22 protein-coding genes and 1 tRNA gene are annotated in these 26724 nt (G+C 36.1%); 17 read left to right on the top strand and 6 right to left on the bottom strand.

The window, feature by feature from the left end:
• Positions 1-70 precede the first annotated feature (70 nt).
• The 3 genes from AC57AW_RS17635 to AC57AW_RS17625 all read left to right on the top strand — a co-directional run bounded on the left by AC57AW_RS17635 (position 71) and on the right by AC57AW_RS17625 (position 3305).
• Entirely contained in the window at positions 71-949 is an 879-nt protein-coding gene (locus tag AC57AW_RS17635) for a helix-turn-helix domain-containing protein (protein WP_496352919.1), read from the top strand.
• 82 nt (positions 950-1031) lie between these two features.
• Positions 1032-2228, top strand: a complete 1197-nt coding sequence (locus tag AC57AW_RS17630; protein WP_496352918.1) for an MFS transporter — start codon at positions 1032-1034, stop codon at positions 2226-2228.
• A 30-nt stretch (positions 2229-2258) separates the two neighbouring features.
• Positions 2259-3305, top strand: coding sequence for an alpha/beta hydrolase (locus AC57AW_RS17625; protein WP_496352917.1), 1047 nt, complete (start codon positions 2259-2261; stop codon positions 3303-3305).
• 4 nt (positions 3306-3309) lie between these two features.
• On the opposite strand, the gene AC57AW_RS17620 is transcribed toward AC57AW_RS17625, so the two are convergent.
• Positions 3310-4206: a helix-turn-helix domain-containing protein gene (locus tag AC57AW_RS17620; protein WP_496352916.1), complete on the bottom strand. Its 897-nt coding sequence runs from the start codon at positions 4204-4206 to the stop codon at positions 3310-3312.
• A gap of 159 nt (positions 4207-4365) precedes the next feature.
• Here AC57AW_RS17620 and AC57AW_RS17615 point away from each other — a divergent pair, with 159 nt between their 5' ends.
• The 5 genes from AC57AW_RS17615 to AC57AW_RS17595 all read left to right on the top strand — a co-directional run bounded on the left by AC57AW_RS17615 (position 4366) and on the right by AC57AW_RS17595 (position 8846).
• Complete coding sequence (locus tag AC57AW_RS17615) at positions 4366-5127, top strand: SDR family NAD(P)-dependent oxidoreductase (protein ID WP_496352915.1); 762 nt, start codon at positions 4366-4368, stop codon at positions 5125-5127.
• A 17-nt stretch (positions 5128-5144) separates the two neighbouring features.
• Positions 5145-6326 carry an NAD(P)-dependent alcohol dehydrogenase gene (locus AC57AW_RS17610; RefSeq protein ID WP_496352914.1) on the top strand — a complete coding sequence of 394 codons (1182 nt, stop codon included), beginning with the start codon at positions 5145-5147 and terminating at the stop codon, positions 6324-6326.
• A 37-nt stretch (positions 6327-6363) separates the two neighbouring features.
• Positions 6364-7113 (top strand): SDR family NAD(P)-dependent oxidoreductase, encoded by a 750-nt coding sequence (locus AC57AW_RS17605; protein ID WP_318849101.1) that lies wholly within the window; start codon positions 6364-6366, stop codon positions 7111-7113.
• A 152-nt stretch (positions 7114-7265) separates the two neighbouring features.
• On the top strand, positions 7266-7775 hold the full coding sequence (locus AC57AW_RS17600) for a cupin domain-containing protein (protein WP_496352913.1): 510 nt from the start codon (positions 7266-7268) through the stop codon (positions 7773-7775).
• A 72-nt stretch (positions 7776-7847) separates the two neighbouring features.
• Positions 7848-8846: a carboxymuconolactone decarboxylase family protein gene (locus AC57AW_RS17595; protein WP_496352912.1), complete on the top strand. Its 999-nt coding sequence runs from the start codon at positions 7848-7850 to the stop codon at positions 8844-8846.
• Positions 8847-8858: 12 nt separating this feature from the next.
• Here the strand turns inward: AC57AW_RS17595 and AC57AW_RS17590 are convergent, their stop codons facing one another.
• Complete coding sequence (locus AC57AW_RS17590) at positions 8859-9755, bottom strand: helix-turn-helix domain-containing protein (RefSeq protein ID WP_496352911.1); 897 nt, start codon at positions 9753-9755, stop codon at positions 8859-8861.
• A 195-nt stretch (positions 9756-9950) separates the two neighbouring features.
• On the opposite strand from AC57AW_RS17590, the gene AC57AW_RS17585 reads away from it, so the two are divergent.
• The 5 genes from AC57AW_RS17585 (at position 9951) to AC57AW_RS17565 (ending at position 14399) form a co-directional block, all read left to right on the top strand.
• The gene (locus AC57AW_RS17585; RefSeq protein ID WP_496352910.1) at positions 9951-10802 is read left to right on the top strand and encodes an aldo/keto reductase; all 852 of its coding nucleotides are present in this window, start codon (positions 9951-9953) and stop codon (positions 10800-10802) included.
• A gap of 180 nt (positions 10803-10982) precedes the next feature.
• Positions 10983-11969, top strand: coding sequence for an alpha/beta hydrolase (locus AC57AW_RS17580; protein ID WP_496352909.1), 987 nt, complete (start codon positions 10983-10985; stop codon positions 11967-11969).
• Between the two features lie 21 nt (positions 11970-11990).
• The gene (locus AC57AW_RS17575; RefSeq protein ID WP_496352908.1) at positions 11991-12731 is read left to right on the top strand and encodes a carboxymuconolactone decarboxylase family protein; all 741 of its coding nucleotides are present in this window, start codon (positions 11991-11993) and stop codon (positions 12729-12731) included.
• Positions 12732-12749: 18 nt separating this feature from the next.
• On the top strand, positions 12750-13850 hold the full coding sequence (locus tag AC57AW_RS17570) for an alpha/beta hydrolase (RefSeq protein WP_496352907.1): 1101 nt from the start codon (positions 12750-12752) through the stop codon (positions 13848-13850).
• Positions 13851-13937: 87 nt separating this feature from the next.
• Positions 13938-14399 (top strand): cupin domain-containing protein, encoded by a 462-nt coding sequence (locus AC57AW_RS17565; RefSeq protein ID WP_496352906.1) that lies wholly within the window; start codon positions 13938-13940, stop codon positions 14397-14399.
• Positions 14400-14514: 115 nt separating this feature from the next.
• On the opposite strand, the gene AC57AW_RS17560 is transcribed toward AC57AW_RS17565, so the two are convergent.
• Positions 14515-14591: transfer RNA gene (locus AC57AW_RS17560), tRNA-Arg, on the bottom strand.
• A gap of 60 nt (positions 14592-14651) precedes the next feature.
• On the opposite strand from AC57AW_RS17560, the gene AC57AW_RS17555 reads away from it, so the two are divergent.
• The 3 genes from AC57AW_RS17555 to AC57AW_RS17545 are packed head-to-tail and all read left to right on the top strand — an operon-like array spanning position 14652 to position 18430.
• Positions 14652-15698, top strand: a complete 1047-nt coding sequence (locus tag AC57AW_RS17555) for an ABC transporter substrate-binding protein (RefSeq protein WP_496352905.1) — start codon at positions 14652-14654, stop codon at positions 15696-15698.
• A gap of 43 nt (positions 15699-15741) precedes the next feature.
• A complete protein-coding gene (mtgA, locus tag AC57AW_RS17550) occupies positions 15742-16386 on the top strand; it encodes a monofunctional biosynthetic peptidoglycan transglycosylase (protein WP_318845181.1) in 645 nt (214 codons plus the stop codon).
• A gap of 13 nt (positions 16387-16399) precedes the next feature.
• On the top strand, positions 16400-18430 hold the full coding sequence (locus AC57AW_RS17545) for a transporter-like protein (RefSeq protein ID WP_496352904.1): 2031 nt from the start codon (positions 16400-16402) through the stop codon (positions 18428-18430).
• A 59-nt stretch (positions 18431-18489) separates the two neighbouring features.
• Here the strand turns inward: AC57AW_RS17545 and AC57AW_RS17540 are convergent, their stop codons facing one another.
• The 3 genes from AC57AW_RS17540 to AC57AW_RS17530 form a co-directional block, all read right to left on the bottom strand.
• Complete coding sequence (locus AC57AW_RS17540) at positions 18490-18783, bottom strand: hypothetical protein (protein ID WP_318845183.1); 294 nt, start codon at positions 18781-18783, stop codon at positions 18490-18492.
• Between the two features lie 151 nt (positions 18784-18934).
• A complete protein-coding gene (recF, locus tag AC57AW_RS17535) occupies positions 18935-20014 on the bottom strand; it encodes a DNA replication/repair protein RecF (protein WP_496352903.1) in 1080 nt (359 codons plus the stop codon).
• Positions 20015-20017: 3 nt separating this feature from the next.
• Positions 20018-20773: a UbiA prenyltransferase family protein gene (locus AC57AW_RS17530; protein ID WP_318845185.1), complete on the bottom strand. Its 756-nt coding sequence runs from the start codon at positions 20771-20773 to the stop codon at positions 20018-20020.
• A gap of 18 nt (positions 20774-20791) precedes the next feature.
• Between AC57AW_RS17530 and AC57AW_RS17525 the strand changes: the two genes are divergently transcribed.
• Positions 20792-26701 (top strand): alpha-2-macroglobulin family protein, encoded by a 5910-nt coding sequence (locus AC57AW_RS17525; protein WP_496352902.1) that lies wholly within the window; start codon positions 20792-20794, stop codon positions 26699-26701.
• Positions 26702-26724: the final 23 nt, after the last annotated feature.

Below are 26724 nucleotides of genomic sequence, written 5' to 3'. Positions count from 1 at the left end.
GAATTCTATTGGCGTTTTACTTCTATAATTATTTTAAAACTGATTAGTTTGATTTTCTTAACTTTGAAAAATGAAAGAAAAGGTAGAAAGAGTTGTTTCGGAGTTTAATACTGAATTAAAACTAAAAGGTTTCCGTGCATTCCAGATTGAGCAGGACGGAAGCGAAACCCGTGTCTACAGCAGAAAAGAATTCTATAAAATCTGCCTTACGACTGGGAAAAGTAAGATTCATTATTCTGATAAAAGTTTTGAGCAGGAAGGAACGGTGCTTTTTTTCGGAAACCCGCATATTCCATATTCATGGGAAACCATTTCAACAACTTATAAAGGCTATACCATTCTTTTTTCGGAGGAATTTTTTAAAAATTCTGAACGCTCCGAAAGTTTACAACAGTCTTCTTTCTTTAAGATCGGGGGAACTCCCGTTCTGAAAATTACGGAAGAGCAGAGACTCTTTCTCAATACCATTTTTCAGAAGATGATTGCAGAGCAGGAAAGTGATTATGTATACAAGGATGAATTGATACGCAATTACATAAGTCTTATCATTCACGAATCTCTGAAGCTGGAACCTGCAGAAGATTTTGAGCAGAATAAGAATGCGGCATCAAGATTATCATCCGTTTTTCTGGAGCTGTTGGAAAGACAATTCCCCATAGAAACTACAGACCAATCTCTGTCACTGAAATCAGCTCAGGATTTTGCAAAAAACCTGAATGTTCATGTCAATTATCTCAATCGTGCGGTAAAAGAGGTTACCGGAAAATCCACAACGGCACATATCACGGAACGCATTCTCACAGAAGCAAAAGCATTGCTGCAACATACGGATTGGAATGTGTCAGAAATAGCTTTCGCTCTTGGATTCGATTATCCGACTTATTTTAATAATTTCTTTAAAAAACAGACCGGAACTAATCCAAAAGCATTTCGTTTGACGGAAGTTTGAATTTCTTAATTTTTGGTTTGATAATCGTTATCCTCTGAAAGCAATCCGAAAGTAACTTTGCTCTATCATAATGAGAAGTTATATGGAAAGTAAAAATAGCGGGATTGGGATCAAAAAAATAGCTTACGCAGGTTGTCTGGGTGCGGTCAGTATCATAAGTACCGAGTTTGGGATCATTGGTATTTTACCACAAGTGGCCTCACATTACAAGATCGGAATTGACACCGCTGGTTTATTGCTCAGTGCGTTTGCCTTGACAATCTTTCTTATCGGACCCTTTCTGGTTCTTCTAACGTCTGGTATTGATAGAAAAAAGATGATGCTTTGGGCCATTTCTCTTTTTCTAATATCCAATATTATTTCAGCATTTGCACCACCTTTTTGGCTTTTGGTTGTGTTGCGAATCTTTCCTGCAATTTTGCAACCTGTCTTTTTTTCGGCGGCAGTTGGAACTGTTATCCGTTCTTCATCAAAACAAGAACAGCATAAATTGATGGGAATTGTAATTGGCGGAATTGCTTTAGCGCAGGTAACCGTTATTCCATTGAGTACCTATGTGTCGAGTCTTTACGGATGGCAAATCAGTTTTGTTATTCAGGGAATTATTTCACTCATTGCTTTAGCAGGCATTTTTACCTTCATTCCATCAATGCCTGTAAAAGAGAAACTATCCTATGGAAGCCAGTTACTAATCTTAAAAAAACCAAAATTTATTATCAGTATTGTATTCAATGTACTGTTGATTTCGGCTTGGTTCTCAACGTATAGCTATTTCGCCGACTATTTAGGAAAAGTAAAAATGATGAATGGTCAACAAGTAAGTTATATGCTTTTGCTTTTCGGTATAGCTGGAGTAATTGCCAATTGGTTATCAGGAAAATTACTGTCAAAGAATATTGTTCGAACAACCGCATTTTTCTTATTAGGAACCATAGTATTACCTGTGATTTTGCAGTTTTCAGGGGAGAATTTTTATGTACAACTTGTTGTGGTTGCAATTTGGGGAATTATGTACGGTCCAGCTTTCTTAACTGCAATTTCTTATATGATTGATGCCGCGCCAGAAGCGCCGGAATTCGCAAATAGTCTCCAGTCTTCTTTTGGAAATCTGGGGGTTTCCACTGGAACAATTGTTGGCGGATGGTTTATTGCCAATGTGGGAATTTTTTCTATTCCGTGGGTGGGAGCAGGCTTTGGAATATTAGCCATTTTAACTATGGTAGTCCGAGAAATATTCGATAAGCAAACAGAGATAAAACTAAAATCTGCGACTTCATAAAGCTTACCTAAAAAATTAACAAAAATAAAAATGAAAAAAACAATTCTATTCACCGTGCTTTTTTTGGCAATCGTCGGGAAATCTTTCGCACAAAATAAAAAATCAGATTCAAAGAAAATGGAAACAACAGAACATTATACATTCAAACTAAGCGATAAGGTAACAAGAACCGCTGTAACTTTCAAGAATCGCTACGGAATAACACTTTCCGGAGATTTATACCTTCCAAAAAATGCTGGAAACGAAAAATTGGCAGCATTGGCAATCAGCGGACCGTTTGGTGCGGTGAAAGAGCAATCTTCCGGTTTGTATGCCAATCAAATGGCGGAGAGAGGTTTTGTAGTGATTGCTTTTGACCCTTCTTACACAGGTGAAAGTAGTGGTGAACCAAGAAATATAGCTTCGCCAGATATAAATACCGAAGATTTCAGTGCGGCAGTTGATTTCTTAGGACTTCAAAATAATGTCGACCGAAATAAAATCGGAATCATCGGCATTTGTGGGTTTGGAGGAATGGCGCTGAATGCTACTGCGATAGACAAACGAATAAAAGCCGTTGCGACTACAAGTATGTACGATATGACGAGAGTGATTTCAAAAGGATATAACGACATTGTCACACTAGAACAAAGAACAAAAACGCTTGAAGATCTGAGCCAACAAAGATGGAAAGATGCAGAAACTGGCGAACCTGAATATCCGAAAAGTCATTTACCTGAAAAATTAAGCGGCGATGAACCTCAGTTTGTAAAAGAATATTATGATTATTACAAAACGCCAAGAGGATTTCACGAGCGTTCGGTAAATTCAACAAAAGGGTGGAGGTTAACAAGCGCTATTTCCTTTATGAATATGCCGTTGTTAAGCTATATTAAGGAGATTTCACCAAGACCAATGTTGCTTATTGCAGGTGAAAATGCACACTCAAAATATTTTTCTGAAGATATTTATAAAATGGCTGCGGAACCAAAAGAATTGATGATTATTCCGAGTGCAGTGCACGTCGATTTATATGATAAAATGGATGTGATTCCTTTTGATAAGTTGGATACTTTCTTTAAAACAAATTTGAAATAGTTTATCAGTTCAGACTACGATACTCAATAGGCGATAGTCCGGTACTTTTCTTAAAAGCCCTTGTAAAATGTGCCGGATATTTAAAGCCCAAATCGTAAGCAATTTCGTTGATTGTCTTTTGGTTTTCAATAATTTTCTGCTTTGCCAAAGCCATTACTTTCAGGTGGATGTATTCTAAAGCCGTTTTGCCAGTGTCTTTTTTAATTAAATCGCCAAAGTAATTGGTAGAAAGATTGAATTCATTGGCAAAATGAGCCACAGATGGAAGTCCGATTACTTGAGGTTTATCAGATTGAAAATAGTCGTTCAGTAGCTTTTCAAAACGCACAACGACATCATTATTGACTTCAGTTCGGGTGATGAATTGCCTGTCGTAAAATCGGACACAATAATTTAAAAAAAGTTCAATATTATCGACTAAAAGCTTTTTGCTGTGTCGGTCAACGCCTTGTTCCAGTTCGTAAGTGATTTTCTCAAAACAGTCCAGTACAATTTTTCGCTCTTTTTCAGACAAATGCAAAGCTTCGTTTGATTGGTAGGAAAAGAAGGCGTAATCATCTATATGACTGCCCAAAGAAGTACCTCTTATCAAATCGGGATGAAAAAGTAATGCATAGCCTTGAGGTTTATAGTCGGTATTGATGTCCACATTAATGACCTGACCTGGAGCAACAAACACCAACGTTTTATCCTGATAATCATAGGTGTGTTTACCATATTTTAAATCACCGCAAACAATGTCTTTTAAATAAATGGTGTAAAAACCAAAATTCATTCTGGATGCATAGATTTCCGGCACACGTCCGTCAAAATCCATAATACTGACCTGCGGATGCAGATTTTGTTTATGATAAAAAGCATCGTGTTCACTTACGGTATCAAGTCTTAGTATTTCGTCCATTTTTTATAATTAAACAGTACAAATTTATCAAAATATCCCTTCCTTGAGTTGCAATCAGTAAAAGTGGTAGCACAATCCGTGGAATGTGTAAGTGCTGTAAACTAATAACATAGGAAATTTGCATTATAGTTTTTAATAACAACATTAAATATGGATTTTATGAAATCAATGGAAGGTAAAGTTGCCCTTGTAACAGGTGCAGCACAAGGAATAGGATTTGCAGCGGCAAGAGCTTATGCAGAGGCAGGAGCATCAGTTGCGTTGGCTGATTTGAGTGAAGAGCTTTTGAATAAAGCAACAGAGCAATTAAAATCAGAAGGTTATGATGTGATTGCAATCGTGTGTAATGTTTCTGATGATGCACAAGTTGAAGCAATGGTCAATAAAACGGTGGAAACCTTCGGAAGATTGGATGCGGCATTCAACAATGCGGGAATTCAAAATGAATTGGCAGGAGCAGCTGACCAGACAAGAGAAGATTTTGACAGAGTAACAGGTGTAAATCTTGGTGGTGTTTGGAGCAGTATGAAATATGAATTGCAGCAGATGAGAAAGCAAGGCTCAGGTGCTATTGTAAACTGTTCGTCAATTGGGGGAATTCTAGGCGGTAACCAAAGAGGTACTTATCACGCAGCAAAACACGGTGTAATTGGATTGACTAAAAGTGCGGCGATTGAATATGCTAAACAAGGAATTCGCATCAATACCCTTTGTCCCGGAATTATCCACACGCCAATGTTGGACGGAATGATCAACGGTGGCCAACAGGATGTACTTGATGCTATGTTGGAAACTGTTCCCAGCGGTCGTTTGGGTCGTCCCGAAGAAATTGCCAATGCAGTAGTTTGGTTGAGCAGTGATGCGGCTAGTTTCGTGGTGGGTCACACAATGGTTGTTGACGGTGGTTTCAGCATTCAGTAATTTAAATCAATATAGAAATGGAAAAGGATAATAAAAGTTCAAGAAGAAAATTTATTCAGCAGACTGCGTTAGCAAGTGCAGGTTTGATGCTGATAAATCCGCTCGACATTTTAGCACAAAATAATCCATCAAAAAGTATGAGTAAAAATATAAAATCCAGAGGCTACGCAGGAAAAGACGAAAACGGAAAACTTGAAAGTTGGAATTTTGAACGCAGGTCTGTTGGTGACAATGATATTTTAATAGAAATCAAATATTCAGGAATCTGCCATTCGGATATTCATACGATTAAAGGTCATTGGGGAAAACAAGCCTATCCGCAAGTTCCGGGTCATGAAATTGCAGGATTTGTGACGGCTGTCGGGAAAAACGTAACCAAATTTAAAGTCGGTGACAAAGCAGGCGTTGGCTGTATGGTCGATAGCTGTATGAAATGTGAAAGCTGTAAAAATGGCGAAGAACATCACTGTGAAACTACAGGCATGATAGGAACGTACGGCGCACCGGATAAAACATCGCCTTCCAGAATTACGCAAGGTGGGTATGCCAACAACATTGTTGTAACAGAACATTTTGCTATTAAAATTCCAGAAAGTATGGATCTGAAATATGCTGCACCATTGCTTTGCGCGGGGATCACAACGTATTCGCCAATGATGAAAATCAATTTCAAAAAAGGCGACAAAATTGGTGTAATTGGCATTGGTGGTTTGGGACATCTTGCTGTGAAATTGGCGGTTTCAAAAGGTGCTGAAGTGTACGCTTTTACCACTTCACCTTCAAAAGTACACGACATCAAAAGTTTTGGTGCGAAAGAAGTGATTGTTGTGAAATCGGCGGAAGATTTAAAAGCTTACAATGGCAAGTTAGATTTTATGATTTCCACGGTTCCGTATGCTTATGATATGTCGCCTTACATCGATTGTGTGAAAAAATACGGCTATTTTACACAGGTCGGACAACCGATAAACGGAGAATTAACGATTAATAATTTTAATATGATTTTCAATCGTGTCAACTTTAACGGTTCTCTGATTGGTGGCATTCCGGAAACGCAAGAAGTAATGGATTACTGTGCAGAAAACAAAATCTATCCTCAAATACAAGTTATTAAAGCCAGTGAAATCAACGATGCATGGAACAAAGTTGTGAATAAAGAAGCACGTTACCGATATGTGATTGATGCGACAACTTTCTAAGTTTAAATGAAATATAAATTACAAAATCAAAAATAAAATGGAAAACCAAGTAATATTCATAACTGGTGGCGCAATCGGAATGGGACAAGCAGTTGCTGTTATGGCAGCTGAAAGAGGTGCAAAAGTAGTGGTTGCAGATATTAATGAAGATGCGGCACAAAAAACAGTCGAAAAAATAAAAGCTTTTGGAGGCGAAGCTTCCGCGGTGAAATGTGATGTTTCATCCGCCAAAGATGTAGAATTTGCCATTAATTTTGTGGTAGAAAAATACGGAAGACTGGATGCTGCATTCAATAATGCAGGAATTCAGCCGCGTCCTTCTAAACTTGCAGACTTACCAGAAGATGAATACGACAGAGTAATGAGCATTAATCTAAAAGGTACTTTTCTAACGATGAAATATGAGCTTTTGCAAATGCAGAAACAGGGAAGTGGTGCTATTGTCAACAATTCTTCTATCGGCGGATTGGTTGCAGGAGCGGGAAGAGCAGCTTATCACGCCACAAAACACGGTGTTTTGGGATTGACGAAAAGTGCAGCCGTAGAATATGCGCCAGAAGGAATCAGAATCAATGCGGTTTGTCCCGGAACAATTGAAACGCCAATGGTCGAAGAAATGTTTGCGTTGGGCGACCTTGACGAAAGTGCTTCTAAAGATTGGGCGCCCATTAAAAGATTAGGCAAAGCAAGTGAAGTGGCAGAAACAGTGCTTTGGTTGTTCAGTCCGGCTTCCAGCTATATTATCGGTCAGCCGATTTCTGTTGATGGCGGAATCAGCATTACATAAAATTAGAAGGGTTTGTTTCGGCAAGCCCTTATCTGTTTATCCACTCAAATCAGTAAAAATGGTAAGCAATTCCGTAATCAATATAACTAAAAATGATTGTATTGTCGGAACTTTGTCATACGGCTGATTTTGAGTAAATTATATTCGAAATAATGAAATATTTAACCATCATTCTTTTAGCGCTCAGTCCAACTGTAATCGCACAAAATAAAGTAAATTCAAACAAAATAAAACTTAACAAAATGAGTTCAAACATTCCTACAATAAGTGATTTTCCGACAGGTGAAGAAAACACTGGTTTTGCACAATATTTTATTGGTAAATCATATCTGGCGCCTCTTACAAGCAATAAAGAATTGAATGTTCCCCTTTCCAATGTCACTTTTGAACCGGGTTGTCGCAACAATTGGCACAGTCACACTGGCGGACAGCTTTTGATTGTTGTAGGTGGCGAAGGTTTATATCAGGAAAGAGGAAAATCCGCACGACGTTTAAAAGCTGGTGATATTGTGGAAATTGCTCCGAATGTTGAGCATTGGCACGGTGCAACTGCCGAAAGCTGGTTCTCGCATTTAGCAACGAATGGTAATCCGCAAACCAATCAGAATACTTGGCTGGAAGCTGTCTCTGATGAAGAATTTGCCCAAGCCAACAAAAAATAATGTTTTACAATGAGCAAAAATAAGTTTCTACCATGGATCATTCTTTTTGTTCTCACATTAAGTATAACAAAAATGAATGCACAAGAAAATAAAACCAATCAAAATCTGAATGCTAAAGAACAAAATCTGGTAAAGATTTCTTCACTTACAGCAACTGGAAATCTTGAAATTTTGAAAGTTCAATTGAATGCCGGTTTAGATTCAGGTTTGACGATTAATGAAATTAAAGAAGCGTTGGTTCAATTATATGCATACTGTGGCTTTCCGAGAAGTCTGAATGCGATAAATACTTTTAAAACAGTTTTAGACGAAAGAAAATCAATAGGTATTAATGATATTGAAGGAAAGAAAATCATCATTGAAAATAATGTAGCCGATAGATACGAACAAGGCAGAAAAACACTTGAAGAACTCACAAAAACTCCACAATCCAAACCGGCATCAGGTTTTGGAGAATTTGCTCCAAGAATTGATGCTTTTCTGAAAGAACATTTATTTGCTGACATTTTTGTGAGTGATGTTTTAACTTATCAGCAAAGAGAATTGGTAACGATTTCTGCTTTGGCTTCCTTGGATGGAGTAGAAGGACAGTTGCAATCGCATATTAATATCGGAAAGAATACCGGAATTACTGAAAATCAATTAGGACAATTGGTTGATTTGATCCAAGAATCTGTCAGTAAAACGCAGGCAAATACGGTTCGGAAAATTATCGAAAAACCACTTGTTCAGATTATCGAAAATGATATGATGGTTCGTATTTCCGAGATTGAAATTGTTCCTGAATTTTTGAAAGAATATAATTCTATTCTGAAAGAGGAAGCTTCTACTTCAGTAAAATCAGAGAAAGGTGTAGTTGCTATTTTCCCAATGTATCAAAAGGAAAATCCAGCTCAGGTAAGGATTGTAGAAATCTATGCTGACAAAGAGGCGTATCAGTTTCATTTGCAGACACCCCATTTTTTGAAGTACAAGTCGTCAACTTTAAAAATGGTAAAATCCCTAAGATTAATAGATATGGAAAGTCTTGACAAAGAGACGATGTCTAAGATTTTTAGAAAGATAAATTAAAATTAATGCATTTCAATTCAAACTTCTATATTCATTAGGTGTAACTCCAGTTCTTTGTTTGAAAAGTCTGATAAAATGCTGTGGATATTTGAATCCTAGTTCGTAAGCAATCTGAGCAATAGATTTATCAACGTTGAATACTCTTTGCTTGGCTACATCAATAATTTTATTTTGTATATATTCCTGTGCTGTTTTTCCTGTTTCTTTCTTGATGAGGTCTCCGAAATAGTTGGCTGAAAAATGTAATTCATCTGCACAATATGCCACAGATGGAAGTCCTACAGTATTAGGTTTCTCAGATGAAAAGTAGCTGTTTAATAATTCTTCAAATTTTTGTAAAGTACCTTTATTCACATTTTCCCGGGTAATAAACTGGCGGTCATAAAAGCGGTCACAATGATTAAGAAAAAGCTCAATATTTGATGTGATGACTTTTTTACTGTGTTTATCTACTGGGCGGCTCAATTCAAATTGAATATCAGCGAACATTTCCAAAACCATTTGTTGTTCTTTTTTAGAAAGGTGTAACGCTTCGTTGGTTTGATATCCGAAGAAACCATATTCAAAGATGCTCTTACCTAAAGAAGTTCCCTTGATTAAATCCGGATGAAAAACCAACCCGTGTCCCAAAGGCTGGTAAATGTCTACTTTATTTTCTACATCAACAACTTGACCCGGAGAAACAAAAACCAATGTTCCTTCCTGATAGTCATAAGTTGCCCGACCATATTTCAGATCACCACATTTTACATCTTTTAAAAAAATACAGTACAGATTAAAATACATTTTAGATCCTGTTCTTCTATGCGCTTTCGAAAAATCTATCACACTTACCAAAGGATGAAGTGTCTCGTGATTATTAAATTGATTATAATCGTTTACTGTTTCAAAATAGAATGATTGGCTCATAACGGTATCATTTTCTAATGCAAATCTAAAGATAAAAACAACCTCTTTTTTACATTCAGAGTCAGAACAGTAATATTGGTTATCAATTCCGTAATCTGTCTACCGATATGCTTATCAATAGGTTGGAAATTTGCAATAACAAGTTGATTAACCAATTTTTATTCTTTGTGAAATAAAAATTAAATAAGATAAAAAATGAAAAAAGTAATATTGAACAACGGTGTAGAAATGCCAATTTTAGGATTTGGAGTATTTCAGGTGCCAAATCCTGCAGAATGTGAAAAAGCTGTTATTGATGCAATTGACACAGGTTATCGATTAATTGATACTGCTGCATCTTACGGTAATGAACAAGCGGTTGGTAATGCCATTAAAAACAGCGGAGTTGCAAGAGAAGATTTATTTATCACTACAAAACTGTGGGTACAGGATACAGGATATGAAAAAACGTTAAAAGCTTTTGAAAAATCATTGAATAAACTTCAGTTGGAATATCTGGATTTATACCTTATTCATCAGCCATATGGAGATATTTTCGGATCTTGGAAAGCAATGCAGGAATTGTATGAGCAAGGAAAAGTAAGAGCAATAGGTGTTTCCAATTTCCATCCAGACAGGATTGCAGATTTGATTGCCAATAGTGGATTTACACCAGCAATCAATCAAATTGAGACCCATCCTTTCCATCAACAGGTTGAAACACAAAAATTTCTAATTGAAAATAACGTACAAATAGAATCCTGGGGACCTTTTGCAGAAGGAAAGAATGGTATTTTTAATAATGAAGTTTTAAAAACAATCGCAGAAAAATATAACAAATCTGTAGCTCAGGTCATTTTGAACTGGTTGACGAGTAGAAATGTTATCGTTATTCCAAAATCTGTAAGAAAAGAAAGAATGACTGAAAATTTTGACATTTTCGATTTTGAGCTTTCTTCTGAAGATATGAACGCTATTGCAACTTTAGATACTGCTTCCAGTCTTTTCTTTGACCATAGAGACCCTAATATGGTTAAATGGTTAAGTGAAAGAAAATTGGATTTGTAGTAAAACTCACCCATTGTAAAATTTAAATTTTACCGAAAGAAATTGTATTCATTTTCTTTTCTAAATTATTGATAATTAACTTTAAAAGAATGAGCAATGACAAATAAAATAATGAAATATTTAAGCTTAATCATCTTAATTTTAGTCTCCAATTTCTTTGTTAAAGCACAACATAAGGTGATGCAAAAACCTATTACTATTGCATCACAAGGCAATTTCTCAGCTGGAGGGACGATTATTAAGAGTGACGGGATTTTCGATCCGTTACAACCATGGAATGTTGCCCAAGGTGGACAGACGAGGCATGGAGATCACGCTGATGTTTTTTACCAAATTCCTGTAAAACCTAAAAGACTTTCGATGATTTTTTTGCACGGTTATGGACAGTCTAGACGAAGCTGGCAGACAACAGCGGATGGAAGAGAAGGCTTTGCTAATATATTTTTAAGAAACGGTTATAGTGTTTATCTTGTCGATCAACCAGGTCGTGGAGAGGCCGGGCAGACTACAAAACCCGGACAAATTAGCGGTTTGCCAGATGACCAGACTTGGTTTACCCAATTTCGAATTGGTCTGTACCCCAAATTCAATGAAGGAGTTCAATTTCCAAAAGACAGCATTTCTGTGGATCAATTTTTCCGTATGATGACACCGAATACAGGAAATATAGATGAAGTAGCGATTGTGAATGCAATGTCTTCAGTTATGGATAAATCCGGAAACGGAATTCTTTTCACACATTCGGCAGGAGGTTCACCCGGATGGAAAACAGCCATTAAAAATGAAAAAATTAAAGCTGTCGTTGCTTATGAACCTGGAGGATTCACCTTTCCGGAAGGCGAAGAACCTGAAGGAAACCGAGGAGGAAAAGGTGTTCCGATGCAAGATTTTATGAAGCTAACCAAAATACCAATTGTAGTTTATTACGGGGATTATATTCCAACTGAAGAAACTAATGCAGCATCACTAAATTTTTGGAGAAATGTTTTAGCAACTGCAAGGCAATGGGCAAAAGTTGTCAATAGTTACGGTGGTGATGTTACTATTGTACATCTTCCTGAATTGGGAATCAAAGGAAATACTCATTTTCTAATGTCTGATTTGAATAATGTAGAAGTTGCAGGGCTATTATCAAAATGGTTGAAAGAGAAAGGTTTGGATAAGTAATTAATCTTTAAAAGTAAAATAATGAAACAATTCAAGTATTTCACTCTAATAATCCAGATAATGATTGTTTCACTTTTTGTAACCGATATGAAAGCACAACAATTGCCAGCACAAAACAATCATTTAAATGAAAAGGATAAAAGTACCATTGCTATTTCCTCATTTACAGCACAAGGTAAATTAAAGGAATTAAAAGGTAGCTTAAATTCCGGTCTTGATTCGGGTCTGACTATTAATGAAATAAAAGAAATTTTGGTACATACTTATGCTTATTGTGGTTTTCCGAGAAGTATAAGAGGTTTACAGACTTTTATGGAAGTTCTTGATGAAAGAAAGGCAAAAGATAGTAATGATATTGTTGGAAAAGGAGTTTCTATTGTTGATAGTGAAAACAACAAGTATGAACGGGGAAAAGAAATTCTTGGTCAACTTACTCAAACAAAGCAACCGGATAAACTTTCGGGCTATTCAGCATTTGCACCTGGAATAGATACATTTCTAAAGGAACATCTGTTTTCTGATATTTTTGAGAGAGATGTCTTGACTTATGCACAAAGAGAATTGGTAACGATTTCTGTAATCAGTGCTATTGGTGATGCAGAACCAATGTTGCAATCTCATTTAGGTATTTCATTAAACGTCGGATGGACACCACAACAGTTGAATGAATTTGTTGCTGTTGTCAGCCCCACTATTAATAAAGAAAAATCAAATGCAGCAAAATTTGTTTTGGATCAGGTCTTAAAAAATAGATCAAAATAAGCTGCCAAATATTGAAAAATGAAAAAGATAACATTGTCATTGACAGTATTAATTATTGTAGCAACAAGCTTTAATATTAATGCACAAACAAAAAATAATACTCAAATTAAAAAGCCAAAAATGGAAAAAATTGAAGTAATCAAACGTAATAATCCTTTTGGATTGGTTTATGATGGTGCGATCACAGAAAATGTAACAGGAAAAGTAAATATCCATCCTGTAAAATATAAATTGAATGGAATTGATATTGCAGCCAATGTTTACACGCCGGCAAGTTATGATCCTTCAAAAAAATATGCTGCGATCACTGTTGCACACCCAAACGGAGGTGTTAAAGAACAAACAGCGGGACTGTATGCACAACGCTTAGCAGAAGCAGGCTATATTACCATTGCAGCAGATGCGTCTTATCAGGGAGCAAGTGGGGGAGAACCTCGTCACACCGATAAACCTGTTTATAGAACAGAAGACATTCACGGAATGGCAGACTTTATTTCCCAATATCCCGGAGTTGATATCAATCGAATCGGCGCATTCGGTATCTGTGGCGGCGGAGGCTATACTTTGAAGGCAACTCAATCAGATAAAAGATTTAAAGTGGTTGCTACTTTAAGTATGTTTAACTCCGGTGAAGTACGAAGAAATGGATTTCAAAATTCGGGATTGAATACTATTCAGGAGCGTTTGAAACAAGCTTCCGATGCAAGGGCAAAGGAAGGAGCAGGTGGTAAAATAATATATTCAGGCGTGGCAAGCATTACCGATGAAGAAATTCAGAAAACAAATACTGATCTCTATCGCGAAGGGTATATTTATTATTATCGAACCAATGCTCACCCAAATTCGACTTTTTTATATCCCACAAGCAATTTGTTAGATTTAATGACTTGGGATGCTGCGGACAATATGGATTTGATTAATCAGCCTTTATTGATGATAACTGGAAGTAAAGCTGACACCAAATATATGACCGATGAAGCTTTTCCGAAAGCAGTCAATGTAAAAGAGAAAGAACTCTTCATTATCGATGGTGCCACGCATATCCAAACGTATTGGAGACCTGAATATGTTGCAAAAGCGGTAACCAAACTGACGGAATTTTTTGGAAAAAATCTATAAAGACATGAAAGTTTTACTATTAGTTACAGCAGAATAAATTAAGACAAGCCCTCTATTTATTAAAGAATTAAGATTAAATATATAAATATGAAACAAATAGTTACATTACTTTTATCAATATTAATTGTATCGAGCTGTTGTAGTAAGTCCACATTAGAAATCAGAACGCCCACTATTTTCCCGAAAGGTGAAAAAGTAACCAACAGCAATTTTACAGGCAATGTCTGGTTGCAAATGCTGGGTCAGGATGAGCAGTCATTTAATACGGGTGTGGGTAATGTAACTTTTGAACCCGGATCGAGAACCAAATGGCATCTCCATCCCGGTGGACAGATTATCCTCGTAACTGATGGTATAGGATATTATCAGGAAAAAGGACAGCCGAAAAAGATTTTACACAAAGGCGATGTTATCAAATGTCCGGCAAATGTTGAGCATTGGCACGGTGCAACTAAGAATTCATATTTTGTTCAGGTTGCAGTTACTGATAATAAGAATGGTTCGGTAATATGGTTACAACCTGTGACAGAAGAAGAGTATCATAAATAATGGAGAGAAGATTATTAAATTCTAAGAAATATTTATCTCTTATATTTAGAAATGATGTACTGTCAATTATAATAAAAACGGCGCCACTTGTTTAAAAGTGGCGCCATTTGTCTTTTGGTGACCTCGACAGGATTCAAACCTGTAACCTTCTGAGCCGTAATCAGATGCGCTATTCAGTTGCGCCACGAGGCCTTGTGTTACCTTGTCGTTTAAAGGTTTGCAAATATAGCACTTTTTTCCGTTCTTTGAAAGATGAAACAAAGAATTTTACTTTTATTGACGGTTTTTGCGCTAACAGCTTGTAAAAGAGAATCAAAAATTTCGTCCTCAGATTGGACCAATATCTCTGCCCGTACTCAGTTTAAGGAACACGATGGTACCTTGGAGCTAAAATCAGGGAATTTTACATATAATTTCAAACAAAATCAAACTCCATTTAAGAAAATCATTTTGTTGAATGCGAGTATGGCAGGATATATTTCAGAGCTTGGAGCAGAAAATTTAATCATAGGAGTTTCCAGTCCGGAGTATATTTATTCAGAAAAAATTCAGAATCTGCTTAAAGAAGGGAAAATTCAAAATGTAGGTAGCGAGCAGAAATATGATGTAGAAAAGATTATCTCCATGAAACCGGATGCTATTTTTACCAATCATATTGCCAGTTTTGACAATACTTACGAACTGTTGAAAAATAATGGTATTCAAGTGGTGTTTTTGGATGAATACATGGAGCAGAAGCCTTTGGAAAAAACGGCTTATATCAAACTTTTTGGAGAATTTTTAGGAAAAGAAAAAGAGGCGGAAACAAAATACCAGGAAGTTGAAAAAAATTATAATGATCTGAAACAGCTTGCATCAAAGGCTAAAGAAAAACCTGTGGTACTTGCGAATGAAATGTATGGGAATGTCTGGTACCTTCCAGGTGGAAATACCTCTGTTGCCCATTATATTTCAGATGCCAATGCCAATTATATCATGAAGGACAATAAGGATGAGAAAGCATTGACAATGAGTTTTGAAGAAGTATATGCTAAAGCAGGAGGCGTTCAGTATTGGGTGAATGCAGGAAGTCATGTTTCAAAAAAAGAAATGCTGAGTATGAATCCTTTCTATGGGAAACTGGATGTATTCAATAAAGGGAAAATTTATACCATAGCAGGAAAAGAAAAACTGAAAGCCAATGATTTCTTTGAAAGTGGTGTGGTAAGAGCAGATTTGATCCTTAAAGATTATATTAAGATCTTTCATCCTGAACTTTTACCGGATTATCAGCTTACTTACATGAAAGAATTGCAGTAACTCGTACTATTTCCTTATTTTTGCCTTTCCTTTTTATAAAATTATGTGGAAAAAAATTAAACAGCTTATCTTCATCATTCTTGTTCTGAATGTAGTTTTTATTATCTGGGGCAGATTCTTTAATCCGCCCATTACCCTTACCCAGATAGGAGGTCTTTTTGAATACGGAAAACTGCACAGGGATTATATTTCCTATGACGAAATGGGAAACAATGTGAAAAAAGCCGTAATAGCTTCAGAAGATCAAAAATTCTTTGATCATGATGGTTTCGATTATACAGCGATCGAAAAAGCGATGAAATATAATGAGAAAGGTAAAAAAGTAAGAGGAGGAAGTACCATTTCCCAGCAGACTGCAAAAAATGTGTTTCTTTGGCAGGGAAGAAGCTGGGTGAGAAAAGGGCTGGAAGCAGTGTATACTTTTATCATCGAAAAAGTGTGGAGTAAAGATATTATTCTTGAAAGATACCTGAATTCTATTGAAATGGGGCAAGGCGTATTTGGAGTAGAAGCGGCAGCGCAGTATTATTTTGGAAAGTCATCTAAAGATCTAAGTGCTTCAGATGCAGCCTGGATTGCCGCGGTATTGCCTAATCCAAAAAAATATGACCCTAAAAGCCCATCTCCCTATTTGAGAAAGAAACATAATTGGATTATGAGACAGATGAGGAATGTGAGTTTGAAATAGTATCTTTGTACTAATGAAATTCTTTAATTCCAGCACAAACTTTGAGTCAGTTCTTAAAAAATATTTTTCTTTTAAGAATGAAACCCTTTCTTTAGAACCCTTTGCAGAGTTTTTAGAGAGTATCAAAGAAGCAGACTTTACAGATGTGCTCAATTTTTTCAGAAGCAATCCTAATTTTGCTGAGAACTTTAAACATTACATCCATAATATTTTTAAAGGAAGACCTTTTAATCTTTCACTGACAGAAGCTAATATTCTTTCAGAAAATGCCTTCTTTCCTGAGCTTAAAAAAAGAATCCTGAACAAGGTTTTACCACCCGTTGAAAATGAAAAGACGGTATGGTATATGATCGATAATGTGAGTCTCAGACCAAAGAAGGATTTGAAATATCTGCATAATCTCCCTGAAAACGAGATTGATGAATTTTTAAACATGCTGGGAGCTTCAGATTTTATTCTGAAACCCAATGTGAAAAAAGAACTCATTTTCTCTATGAATATTCTTTCCTGGAGGGTTACAGGGATGGCTATGGAGGTGGAAGTGGTGAGAATGGCTCCGCAGTACAGAAATTTGGACAATCCGTTTCTTGCCCTTCAGAATGAGCTGGAAACATTAGCTGAAGACCTGATAAAAGATCCTCAGTTACAGCTGCATTCCAAAGACAGCAGATATAAGCAGATTAAAATCTATGCAGAACAATGCCTGGAATTTGTGAATATTGCGTTTAAAAATTCTGCCAAATATGGTATTTCCGGAAAGATTAACCAATCCCTGCTTAAGATCCGTCAGCAGACTGAACGAATTTATGATATCGTACAATTGTTGGTCATTGATACTGATGAAGATGTCCTGATAAAATCTAAGCAGTTGATCTTTAATATTCTGAGCTATAAATCTCATAAAAATAATATTTCTGATCTCATTAACGATAGTACAAGGCTTATTTCTCACCTTATTACCAATCATACCGCAGAAGCGGGGGCTCATTATATTACTTCTACCCGGAAGGAATATATGACAATGTTTTACAAGGCGAGTGGCGGAGGGATTATTGTAGGAGCACTATGTGTTCTGAAAATGCTGTACGGATATATCCCGGGAAGTGATTTTTCACACGCTTTTCTATACTCAATGAACTATGCAATGGGATTTGTGATGATCTATCTGATGGGCTTTACCCTTGCTACAAAACAACCGGCTATGACTGCTGCTACCATGACGAAAGTATTGTCTGAAGAAGGAAATGCCCAAAGAAATAATACTGAGTTTGCCCATTTGGTATCCAAATTATTCCGAAGTCAGTTCATTGCCTTTGTAGGAAATGTATTGCTTGCCTTTCCGATAGCGCTTGCTATTATTTACGGGCTGGATGTATTTTTCTCACAAAATCTGGCGGTAGACAGATCTGATAAATTATTAAAAGATCTTGATCCTTTTAAATCAAAAGCAATTCTGCATGCAAGTATTGCTGGGTTTTATCTTTTTATTTCAGGGATTATTTCAGGAAATATCGGAAACAATTCCGTGTTTTACCAGATTCCGGAAAGAATTGCTAAAAACCTTTCAATCAGAAGCTTTTTCGGAAAGAAATTCGCAAAAGGACTTTCAAAATATTATGCTAAAAACTGGCCTGGAATTGTTTCCAACTTCTGGTTCGGTGTGTTCCTTGGGGCAACAGCTCCGGTAGGGATGTTTTTTGGCCTCGATTTAGATATCAGACACATCACCTTTGCAGCTGGTAACTTTGCATTAGGGCTCTATGGAAAAGATTTTTCAGTAGATTCCTATACCTTCTGGATGTCTTTTGTAACCGTTTTCCTGATCGGTTTCTTCAACTTCCTGGTAAGTTTCAGCTTATCCATGTTCCTGGCATTCCGATCCAGAAAGATGAATTTCGGACAGGTAAGTGAGATCTATAAAGAAATTTTCAGATACTTTATGAAGCATCCACTGAAATTCTTCCTGCCATTAAGCTCCAGACTGGATAAAAAGGCAGATGATCTTATGAGCAGTACCATTTCTAATAAATCTGAAGAACATTAATTAAAATAAAAAATGCTACCCGATGGTAGCATTTTTCTATAGGTATGCATTTTCTGCCTTTATAAAATCTGAAGGTCATGAAATTTATCTTCTCCAAATTTATCCTGAAACTTTTTGAGATAAAAGCTTTTACGCATTTTAAAATCATGTTTCAGTAAAGGGGAATCAATTTTAATAATAATACATTGGTTTTCTATATTGACACTTCTTATTTCCTTGAAAAGACTTTCGTCAAGATACTCTTCAAGGAAGTCTTTAATGTCAAAAGCTACAAGTTTATGTTCAAAACCATAAATTCTGGCAAAAGATTTTACCAGTTCAGAGGATTGATATTCACGTTTTTTCTTCTTCATTGTCGTGGTGCGGGGTTGGATGCGTGATTCGGGTTTTAGAGTTCCGTGATTTGGGAATGATAAGTTAAGATAAAAAATACTATAGAATGAGAATCAAATTCAAATGTTTCTTTTTTTGATTCAAAATTCGGGGCTTACCTATCTTAAGTAGTTATACCTCAAAAATTATACTCTCCTCATTAATTTTCTTTACTACACTTTCAGTACGTTCCCTATGAGTATCTGTAATGAATATCTGTCCAAAGCTTTCTTTGTTGACCAGTTCAATCAGCTGCGAAACTCTAGTGTCATCAAGCTTATCAAAAATATCATCAAGCAGAAGAATAGGCGTCTTTTTGGTAAGTTCTTTTACAAGACTCATCTGAGCCAGTTTTAGAGAAATAAGAAAGGATTTCTGCTGTCCCTGAGATCCTATTTTTTTGATCAGAACATGATCCATTTCAAAAAGAAGATCATCCTTATGAATTCCCTTCGAGGTATAAGTAACCATACGGTCTCTTTCAAGACTTTCTTTTAAAAGAGTTTCAAAAGAATCTTCCAGCAAATGAGATTCATAAATGACAGATACCGTTTCTTTTCCGCCGGAAATAATCTCATAGAAATTCTGAACAATAGGGTTGAGCTGTTCTACAAATTCTTTTCTTTTATTAAAAATTTTAGTTCCGGATCGGGTAATCGGGTCATCATAGATTTCCAGTGAATCTTTATCCCATGTTCTGTTCTTGGCAAAATATTTCAGTAAAGCATTTCGCTGCTGAATCGTTTTCTGATACTGAATCAGATCAAAAAGATATTCAGAATCCGTCTGGCAGATCATAGCATCCAAGAATTTACGTCTGCTTTCTCCGGAATCTGAAATAAGATTAGAATCATAAGGGGAAATCATAACACTTGGAAGATAACCGATATGATCTGCAAGTCTGTCATAGCTTTTATCATTTTTCTTGATCACTTTTTTAGCTTCCTTCGGCTGGGTAACTCTGATGATATCTTCACTGTCCTCATTCTGAACTTCAGCATCAATGGTAAAAAAATCTTCCTCTATTTTGATATTGTTGAGATCAGTATTTCCTAAAAAACTTTTCCCTACGGATAAATAATGCAGAGCATCCAGAATATTGGTCTTTCCCACACCGTTATTGCCCACAAAACAGTTGATTTGCGGGGAAAATTCAAATTTTTTCTCAGAGTGGTTTTTGAAATTGTAGAGGGAAAGCTTTTTGATAATCATTCGTCAAAAATACTCCATTATTAGTAAAAATAAAAAAGGAAGTGCAGAACAAGTTTCCACCCCGAATGAAAAATAGGTGTCATCTCTTTTATTTTCAGAGAAATAAATAAAAATATAAGTTATAATGCTTGCCATAAAAAAAGCCAGAGCATATTGTAGATCGAGATAAAAAATTCCGATGAAATTGCTGATGAAAACAAGTGTGTAGGCAATGTATTTGGTATTTTGTACCCCTATCAGCATAGGAAAAGTTTTTACCGTGTCACTGTTCATGTCCCGGATATCAAAAGGAAGCACAAGCGCAGTGATAAAGAAAAAGCTGATCAGAAAAATGGGAATACTGAATTCCGGAAGGGTGAGCCAGCAGTTGACCAAGGCCCAAACTAATCCAACATAGAAAACTTTTAGCAGGGGGATTTTCCGGATATAAACATCAAGAAAAAAGCTGTTATAAAGCAATCCCAATACTACAATAATGAACCACTTCAAAAGCCTTATTTCATTATGGTTGTGAATGATTAAAAAGGCACAGACAATTCCGGCTATTGCATTTACAATGACTATTTTAAAAAAATATTTTGTGTATTGATATTTAGTATACAGATAACCACTGAAATAAGTGATGAAAATAAACAGAACCGTAGGTAAACGGAATGTGTTTTGCTCTTTCATGAAAAATACTGCAAAAAGAGTTCCCATAAGAGAGACATAAAGCTGGCTGTCTATGACAGTTTTTTTCAGTATTTTTAAAATGTTCATTTATCAAAATTAATATATATGAAAAGATTTTCCAAGATTTTTATGCTTTTGCTTCTAATGCTAAGCTTTTCAACGGTATCCGCACAGAAATATTACGATACCCAATGGAAAAAAATTGTTGAAAACACTACGAAAGGAGCTTATAAATCTAATCTTCCCATTATTTTAGACATACAAAAACAAGCCATGAAAGAAAATAATGCCTTCGAACTGATCCGTTCTCTGAAAGCGGAGTTCAGTATTGTAAACCAAACGGTGGACGATGACCAGAACGATTCCGCTTCTCAATTTTTTAAAAAACTTAAAGATGCAGAAGGCAAACTGAGTGGGGAAGGGAAATTGGTATACAAAGTTTTACTGAATGGCTTTTTTATGGATCATTACAACCAGAACTCATGGAAAATAAACGGAAGAACCAATATCAACTCTCAGGATGTTGCACAGATTGAAACCTGGAGTAAGCTTGATTTTAAAAACTATTTGACAAAAAGTTACCAGGAACTTGATCAGGAAAAACCTGAAATGAAAAAGATTTCCCTGGAAAAGTATAAAAATATATTTTCTGGAGCGAGTGATATCGCCTATTTTCCAACATTGGCTGATTGGTATGCAGTGAAGAAAGTAGAATTTTTATCTGAAAACAATATTTTCACAAAAAATGAACTGACAGCAAATCGTACTACAATTAATGCCATTTATGATGAATTAATTGCTCAGAATACCGGAAATGCTAAGCTGTATTTCATGAAAGAAAAGATTACAGAGAATTGTAATTTCAATCACTGTAAAGATAAACTTCAACAGCTTCAGAATTTGTTGAAATCTGATGTAGAAGGAGATTACAAAGTGATGATTATGGGAGATATCATGGATGAACTGACTGGTCAGAAGAAATCTAAAGAAGCTATTGCAGTAGCTGCCCAGGCTAAAAGTGAATATCCGAAATCTCCATTCATTGAGAATATCAAAAGTAAAGAAGCGCAGATTGTAAATCCATATCTGACTTTAAAATATGAAGCTCAGACTCAGAATAACCTTCCGATTCATTTTGTTGCCCAATATCAGAACGTGTCAGAATTTACCCTGAATATTTATGAAGTAAAAGATGATTTTACTTCACTGCTTCAATATGTTCAGAACTCTTATTCCAATACTTTCGGAAAACTAAAAAAGAATCTGGTAAGAAAAGAAATATTTCAGCTTCCTGACCCTAAGGATTATCAGAACCATAGCACTTCAGTGGAAGTGAAACCACTTCCTTCAGGCGTATATGTAGCAGAATTTACGGTTGCCGGAGCTGACATGAAAGATTCAGACTCCAGACAGAATTTTTACTTTCTGGTGTCCGGAAACAGAATTATTTATCAGTCTAAAACAGACAGAAAGCCCCTTTCTGATGAGTTGAAGCTGGTGAACAGTGAAAACGGTAAACCTGTGACGAATGAAGGACTTAGATTTTATGAATTTGTTTCCAATAAAACTTTAAATAAAATTGAAGGAACAACCAATGGAAACGGAGTATTTAAATTTCCTGCTACAGAAAGCAAAGATTATTACAGAACTTTTCTGATTCAACAGCCTAAGACGAACGATTTCCAGATTATGCAGGTCTATGGAAACAGAGGATCTGCTGAAGATTATAATCCTAACAAACAAACCCGTTCAACAGCTCAGATTTTCATTGACAGAGGAATTTACCGTCCCGGACAGACTGTTTATTTCAAGGTTATTAATACGAATCTCAATAAAGAAGTTGAATCTGTTCTTTCAGGATTAAAACAAAAAATAACTTTACTGAATGCCAATAGTGAGGAGGTTTCTTCTCAGGAATTGACCACCAATGAGTTTGGTTCCTATCATGGCAGCTTTATCCTTCCGAAAGGAAAACTGAACGGTAATTTTTACCTGAGAATAGACGGAGAAAGCCAGGGATATAAAAATTTCAGAGTAGAAGAATACAAAAGACCAAAGTTTGAAGTAACGTTCGATCCTGTAAAAGATGAATACAAATACGGACAAACCATAGAACTGAAAGGAAAAGCAGTAATGTTCTCTGGTGTTGCACTGAACAATACCACAGTAAACTATGAAATTAAGAAACAGAATATCAGATGGAGATATTTCAGCTGGTATCCACAGGACAATGATAATGAAAATTCAATTCTTGGCGAAGCAAAGACCAATGACAAAGGGGAGTTTACCATTCGCCTGGAGCTTAAAAAAGATGAAAAACTGGAAGGAATACAAATTGATAACTATGCCATCAACGCATCTGTTACAGACATCAACGGGGAAACGCAGACCGCGAATACCCAATTGAAAGTAGCTTCAGTTTCTCATTACATTCAGGCAGAAAATATTGCCAATACTTTTGCTGATGAAAATGTAAAAGTAAAGGTAGAAACCAAAAATTATAATGAACAGAATCTTAAAAAGGCCTATCAGGTTAAGTTATCAAAACTGACCACTCCGGATAGAATTTTCAGAGATAATTTCAAATCTGATGTTCAGAACCTTCCGAAATATTCGAAAGAAGAGTTCATCAGCAAATTTCCACATGATCTGTTTGATAAAAACGATGAAATCAAAAATTGGAAAACGGAAAAAATATTGGTTGAAAGACAACAGCAGCCGTCTTCTGACAATTCTCAGCTTGCTACCAATCTTGAATTAGGAAAACTGGAAGCTGGTGATTATCAGCTGGAACTTTTCAATATCGAAGGGAAAGACACGATAAAAAGTGCTCAGTATTTCAGTGTTTGGGATAAAACCTCTTTAAAGCCTTCTCAAAAGCCTTTCCTGACGGTTATTGCTCCGAAAGAAGAATTGTTAAGAGGAGAAAAAGCTAAAGTATATGTTTTCTCAGCAATTCCTGATGCATTGGTCAACGTGTTTGTGCAGGATGGATCTGGAAAAACGGTTTCAGAAGTTCATCAGATGAAAAAAGGAATATTGGAATATACCACTGAAATTCCTAAAGATAAAAGTGTATCAGACCTGAACCTTCAGTTTCAGCTGGTAGCATTCAATGATGTGAATACAGAATCTGTTTCTTTAAAAATAAAAGACACAGAAAAACCTTTAAAAATTGAAACGGTAACTTTCAGAGATAAACTGGAACCAAATTCTAAAGAAAAATGGACGGTAAAAGTAACCGGAAATGATAATGAAAAGATCAATGCTGAGGTATTGGCCAATATGTATGATATGTCTCTGGATCAGTTTGCTGCAAATAGCTTTAGTTGGAGAAAATTGTACACACCATTTGTGATCGTTACTTCTTATGGCATTAACAATTACCTGCAACAGCAAAACTATCAGAAAAGACTGAGATATTTTGAAGACAGAAATGTGCAGGTTCCACAGTTCAACTGGTTTGATGGTGACTTTAACTATTATTCTATTTCAAGAGAAACAGTTGTTGGAATTAGTAATCAGGAAGGAGTGAAATCTCCTGCTTATGCACCACCGCCATCACCCATTGCAGGAGCGAAATTTAAAACAGCAAGAGCTTCCGTTGCAGAAGATAAAATTGAGGTTATGCAGAATGTTGTTCCTGAGCCTTTAAAAGCTCCAAAAATGGATGCAGCAAATGAGGAAGTTTTGGATAAAGTAGCTGTACGTAAAAATCTGAACGAAACCGCGTTCTTCTATCCGGATCTGAAAACCGATGACGAAGGAAATGTAAACTTTGAGTTCACTTCTCCGGAAGCGTTGACAAAATGGAAACTGATGTTCCTGGCTCATACTAAAGATGCAAGAGCAGCCACATTGGAAAAAGAAGTGGTAACACAGAAAGAATTCTCTGTGACGCCAAACTATCCAAGATTCCTGAGAGAAGGTGATGAACTGAATCTGCAGTCAAAACTTTCAAACCTTACAGATAAAAAACTGAATGGTTCTGCCGAGCTACAAATTCTGGATGCCTTTACCAATGAGAATATTTCTTCAAAATTTGGAATGAGTTCAGGAGTACAAAACTTCAGTTTAAATGAAAAAGGAAACAGTGCATTAACATGGAAATTGAAAGTTCCGGATAATGTTTCCTCTGTTATTTTCAAAGTGGTTGCTAAGGCTGGTCAATATTCTGACGGTGAGCAGCAGGCAATTGCTGTATTGCCAAACAGAATGTTGGTGACGGATGCTGTTCCTGTTTTTGTGAAAGAAGGAGAAACCAAAACATTTGTATTGGATAATCTTAAAAACAATACATCCACAACAGCTTCTAATGTTTCCAACACGTTAGAATTGACAACCAATCCGATCTGGGAGATCATGTTTGCGCTTCCAAGTTTGAAAAATGATCAGAATAACTCAGCAGATGTAATCTTTAACAAATGGTTTGCGGATGTGCTGGCTTCAGAAATATTCAAAGCTAATCCGAAAATGAAAACGGTTTTTGAAGAATATCAGAACAAAGGATTATTACATTCAAATCTTGAAAAAAATCAGGAATTGAAACAACTATTGCTGGAAGAAACCCCTTGGGTACTGGAAAGCAAAAATGAAGCAGAACAGATGCAGAAACTGGCATTATTATTCGATGTCAATACGATGAAAAATTCGATTAATCAGGATTGGGACGATTTCAAAAAACTACAAAACCCTGATGGTGGATTCTCATGGTATCCCGGTTATCCAAGTTCTTACGGTACTTCATTGTACATCCTTAAAAACTTAGGAAAAATCAATTCATGGTTAAAAGATAATGTGAAAGATTACCAAAGTGCCGATCAGAATGCTATTACAGCCAAATTGATTCAGTATGTAGATAATGAGGTGAACAAATATTTTGATGCGAAAAAAGGCAATGTCTGGAACAACTGGACGATGGATTATCTTGATACCAGAAACTATTGGGAAAAGCAATATCCTTTAAAAGGAAAAGGGGCTGCTTTGAAAACATTAGTAAAACAAAAAGCAAAAACAGCGAAGATCACAGATTTCACATTCTTCGGACTTCACCGTGCAGCATTATTAATGAATGATTATGGTCTGAAAGAGGTGTCTGATAAATTGATGACCTATCTTAAAGAAACGTCTACAGATACAAAAACACAAGGGGTTTACTGGAAGCAAAACCTGAATGACTGGGGATGGTTTGGTTCTAAAGTCGTTAATCATGCCGGAGCATTAGAAGCGTTCAATAAGTTGAAGTCTAATGACCAAAATTTTATTGAGGATATGAAAATCTGGCTGGTAACACAGAAAGAAGTCAACTCCTGGGGAAGTTCAAGAGGAACTGCAGAAGTGATCTTTACTATTTTAAATTCAGGAAAATCATGGACCGGAGCAGAAAGTGATAAAGCTACCATCATTTGGGGCGGAAAAGAACTCGTTCCTCAGACTCAGGCTACAGGATATGTGAAGTCGGCAGTAACAACAGATGCTGTAGATAAAAACTTAGCAACAGTAACTGTTACAAAACCTGGTCCCGGAATTGTTCAGGGAGGATTGTTCTGGCAGTATTACGAAGATCTCGATAAAATCAAATCTTCTGAAAATTATATTTCCGTGATGAAAGAACTGTACAAAAAAGTAAAAACCGTAAACGGAGAAGAACTTCAGAAAATCTCTTCTGAAACGCCGTTGAAAGTAGGAGATAAAGTAACGGTAAGAATGATCCTGAACACAGACAGAGCCATGGAATTTATCCATATTAAAGATATGCGTGCGGCAGGATTTGAACCTACGGATGTATTGTCCGGATATCAATGGAAAAATAATCTTGGATACTATCAGTCGACCAAAGATGCTTCTACCAACTTCTATATTCAGTACATGCCAAAAGGAAAATATGTTTTTGAATACGATGTGGTGGCCAATGCATCAGGAAAATTTTCCAACGGAATTACAACGATGCAGAATTACTACGCACCACAGATGAATGCGCATACAAAAGGAAGTAATGTAACAATTTCAGAATAATTTATAAAAACTGCAGTAGAACT

The sequence above is a fragment of the Chryseobacterium sp. BGA-UO-ETr-SB22 genome, assembly GCF_059567885.1.
This window is presented reverse-complemented; position numbering and strand designations above follow the sequence as displayed.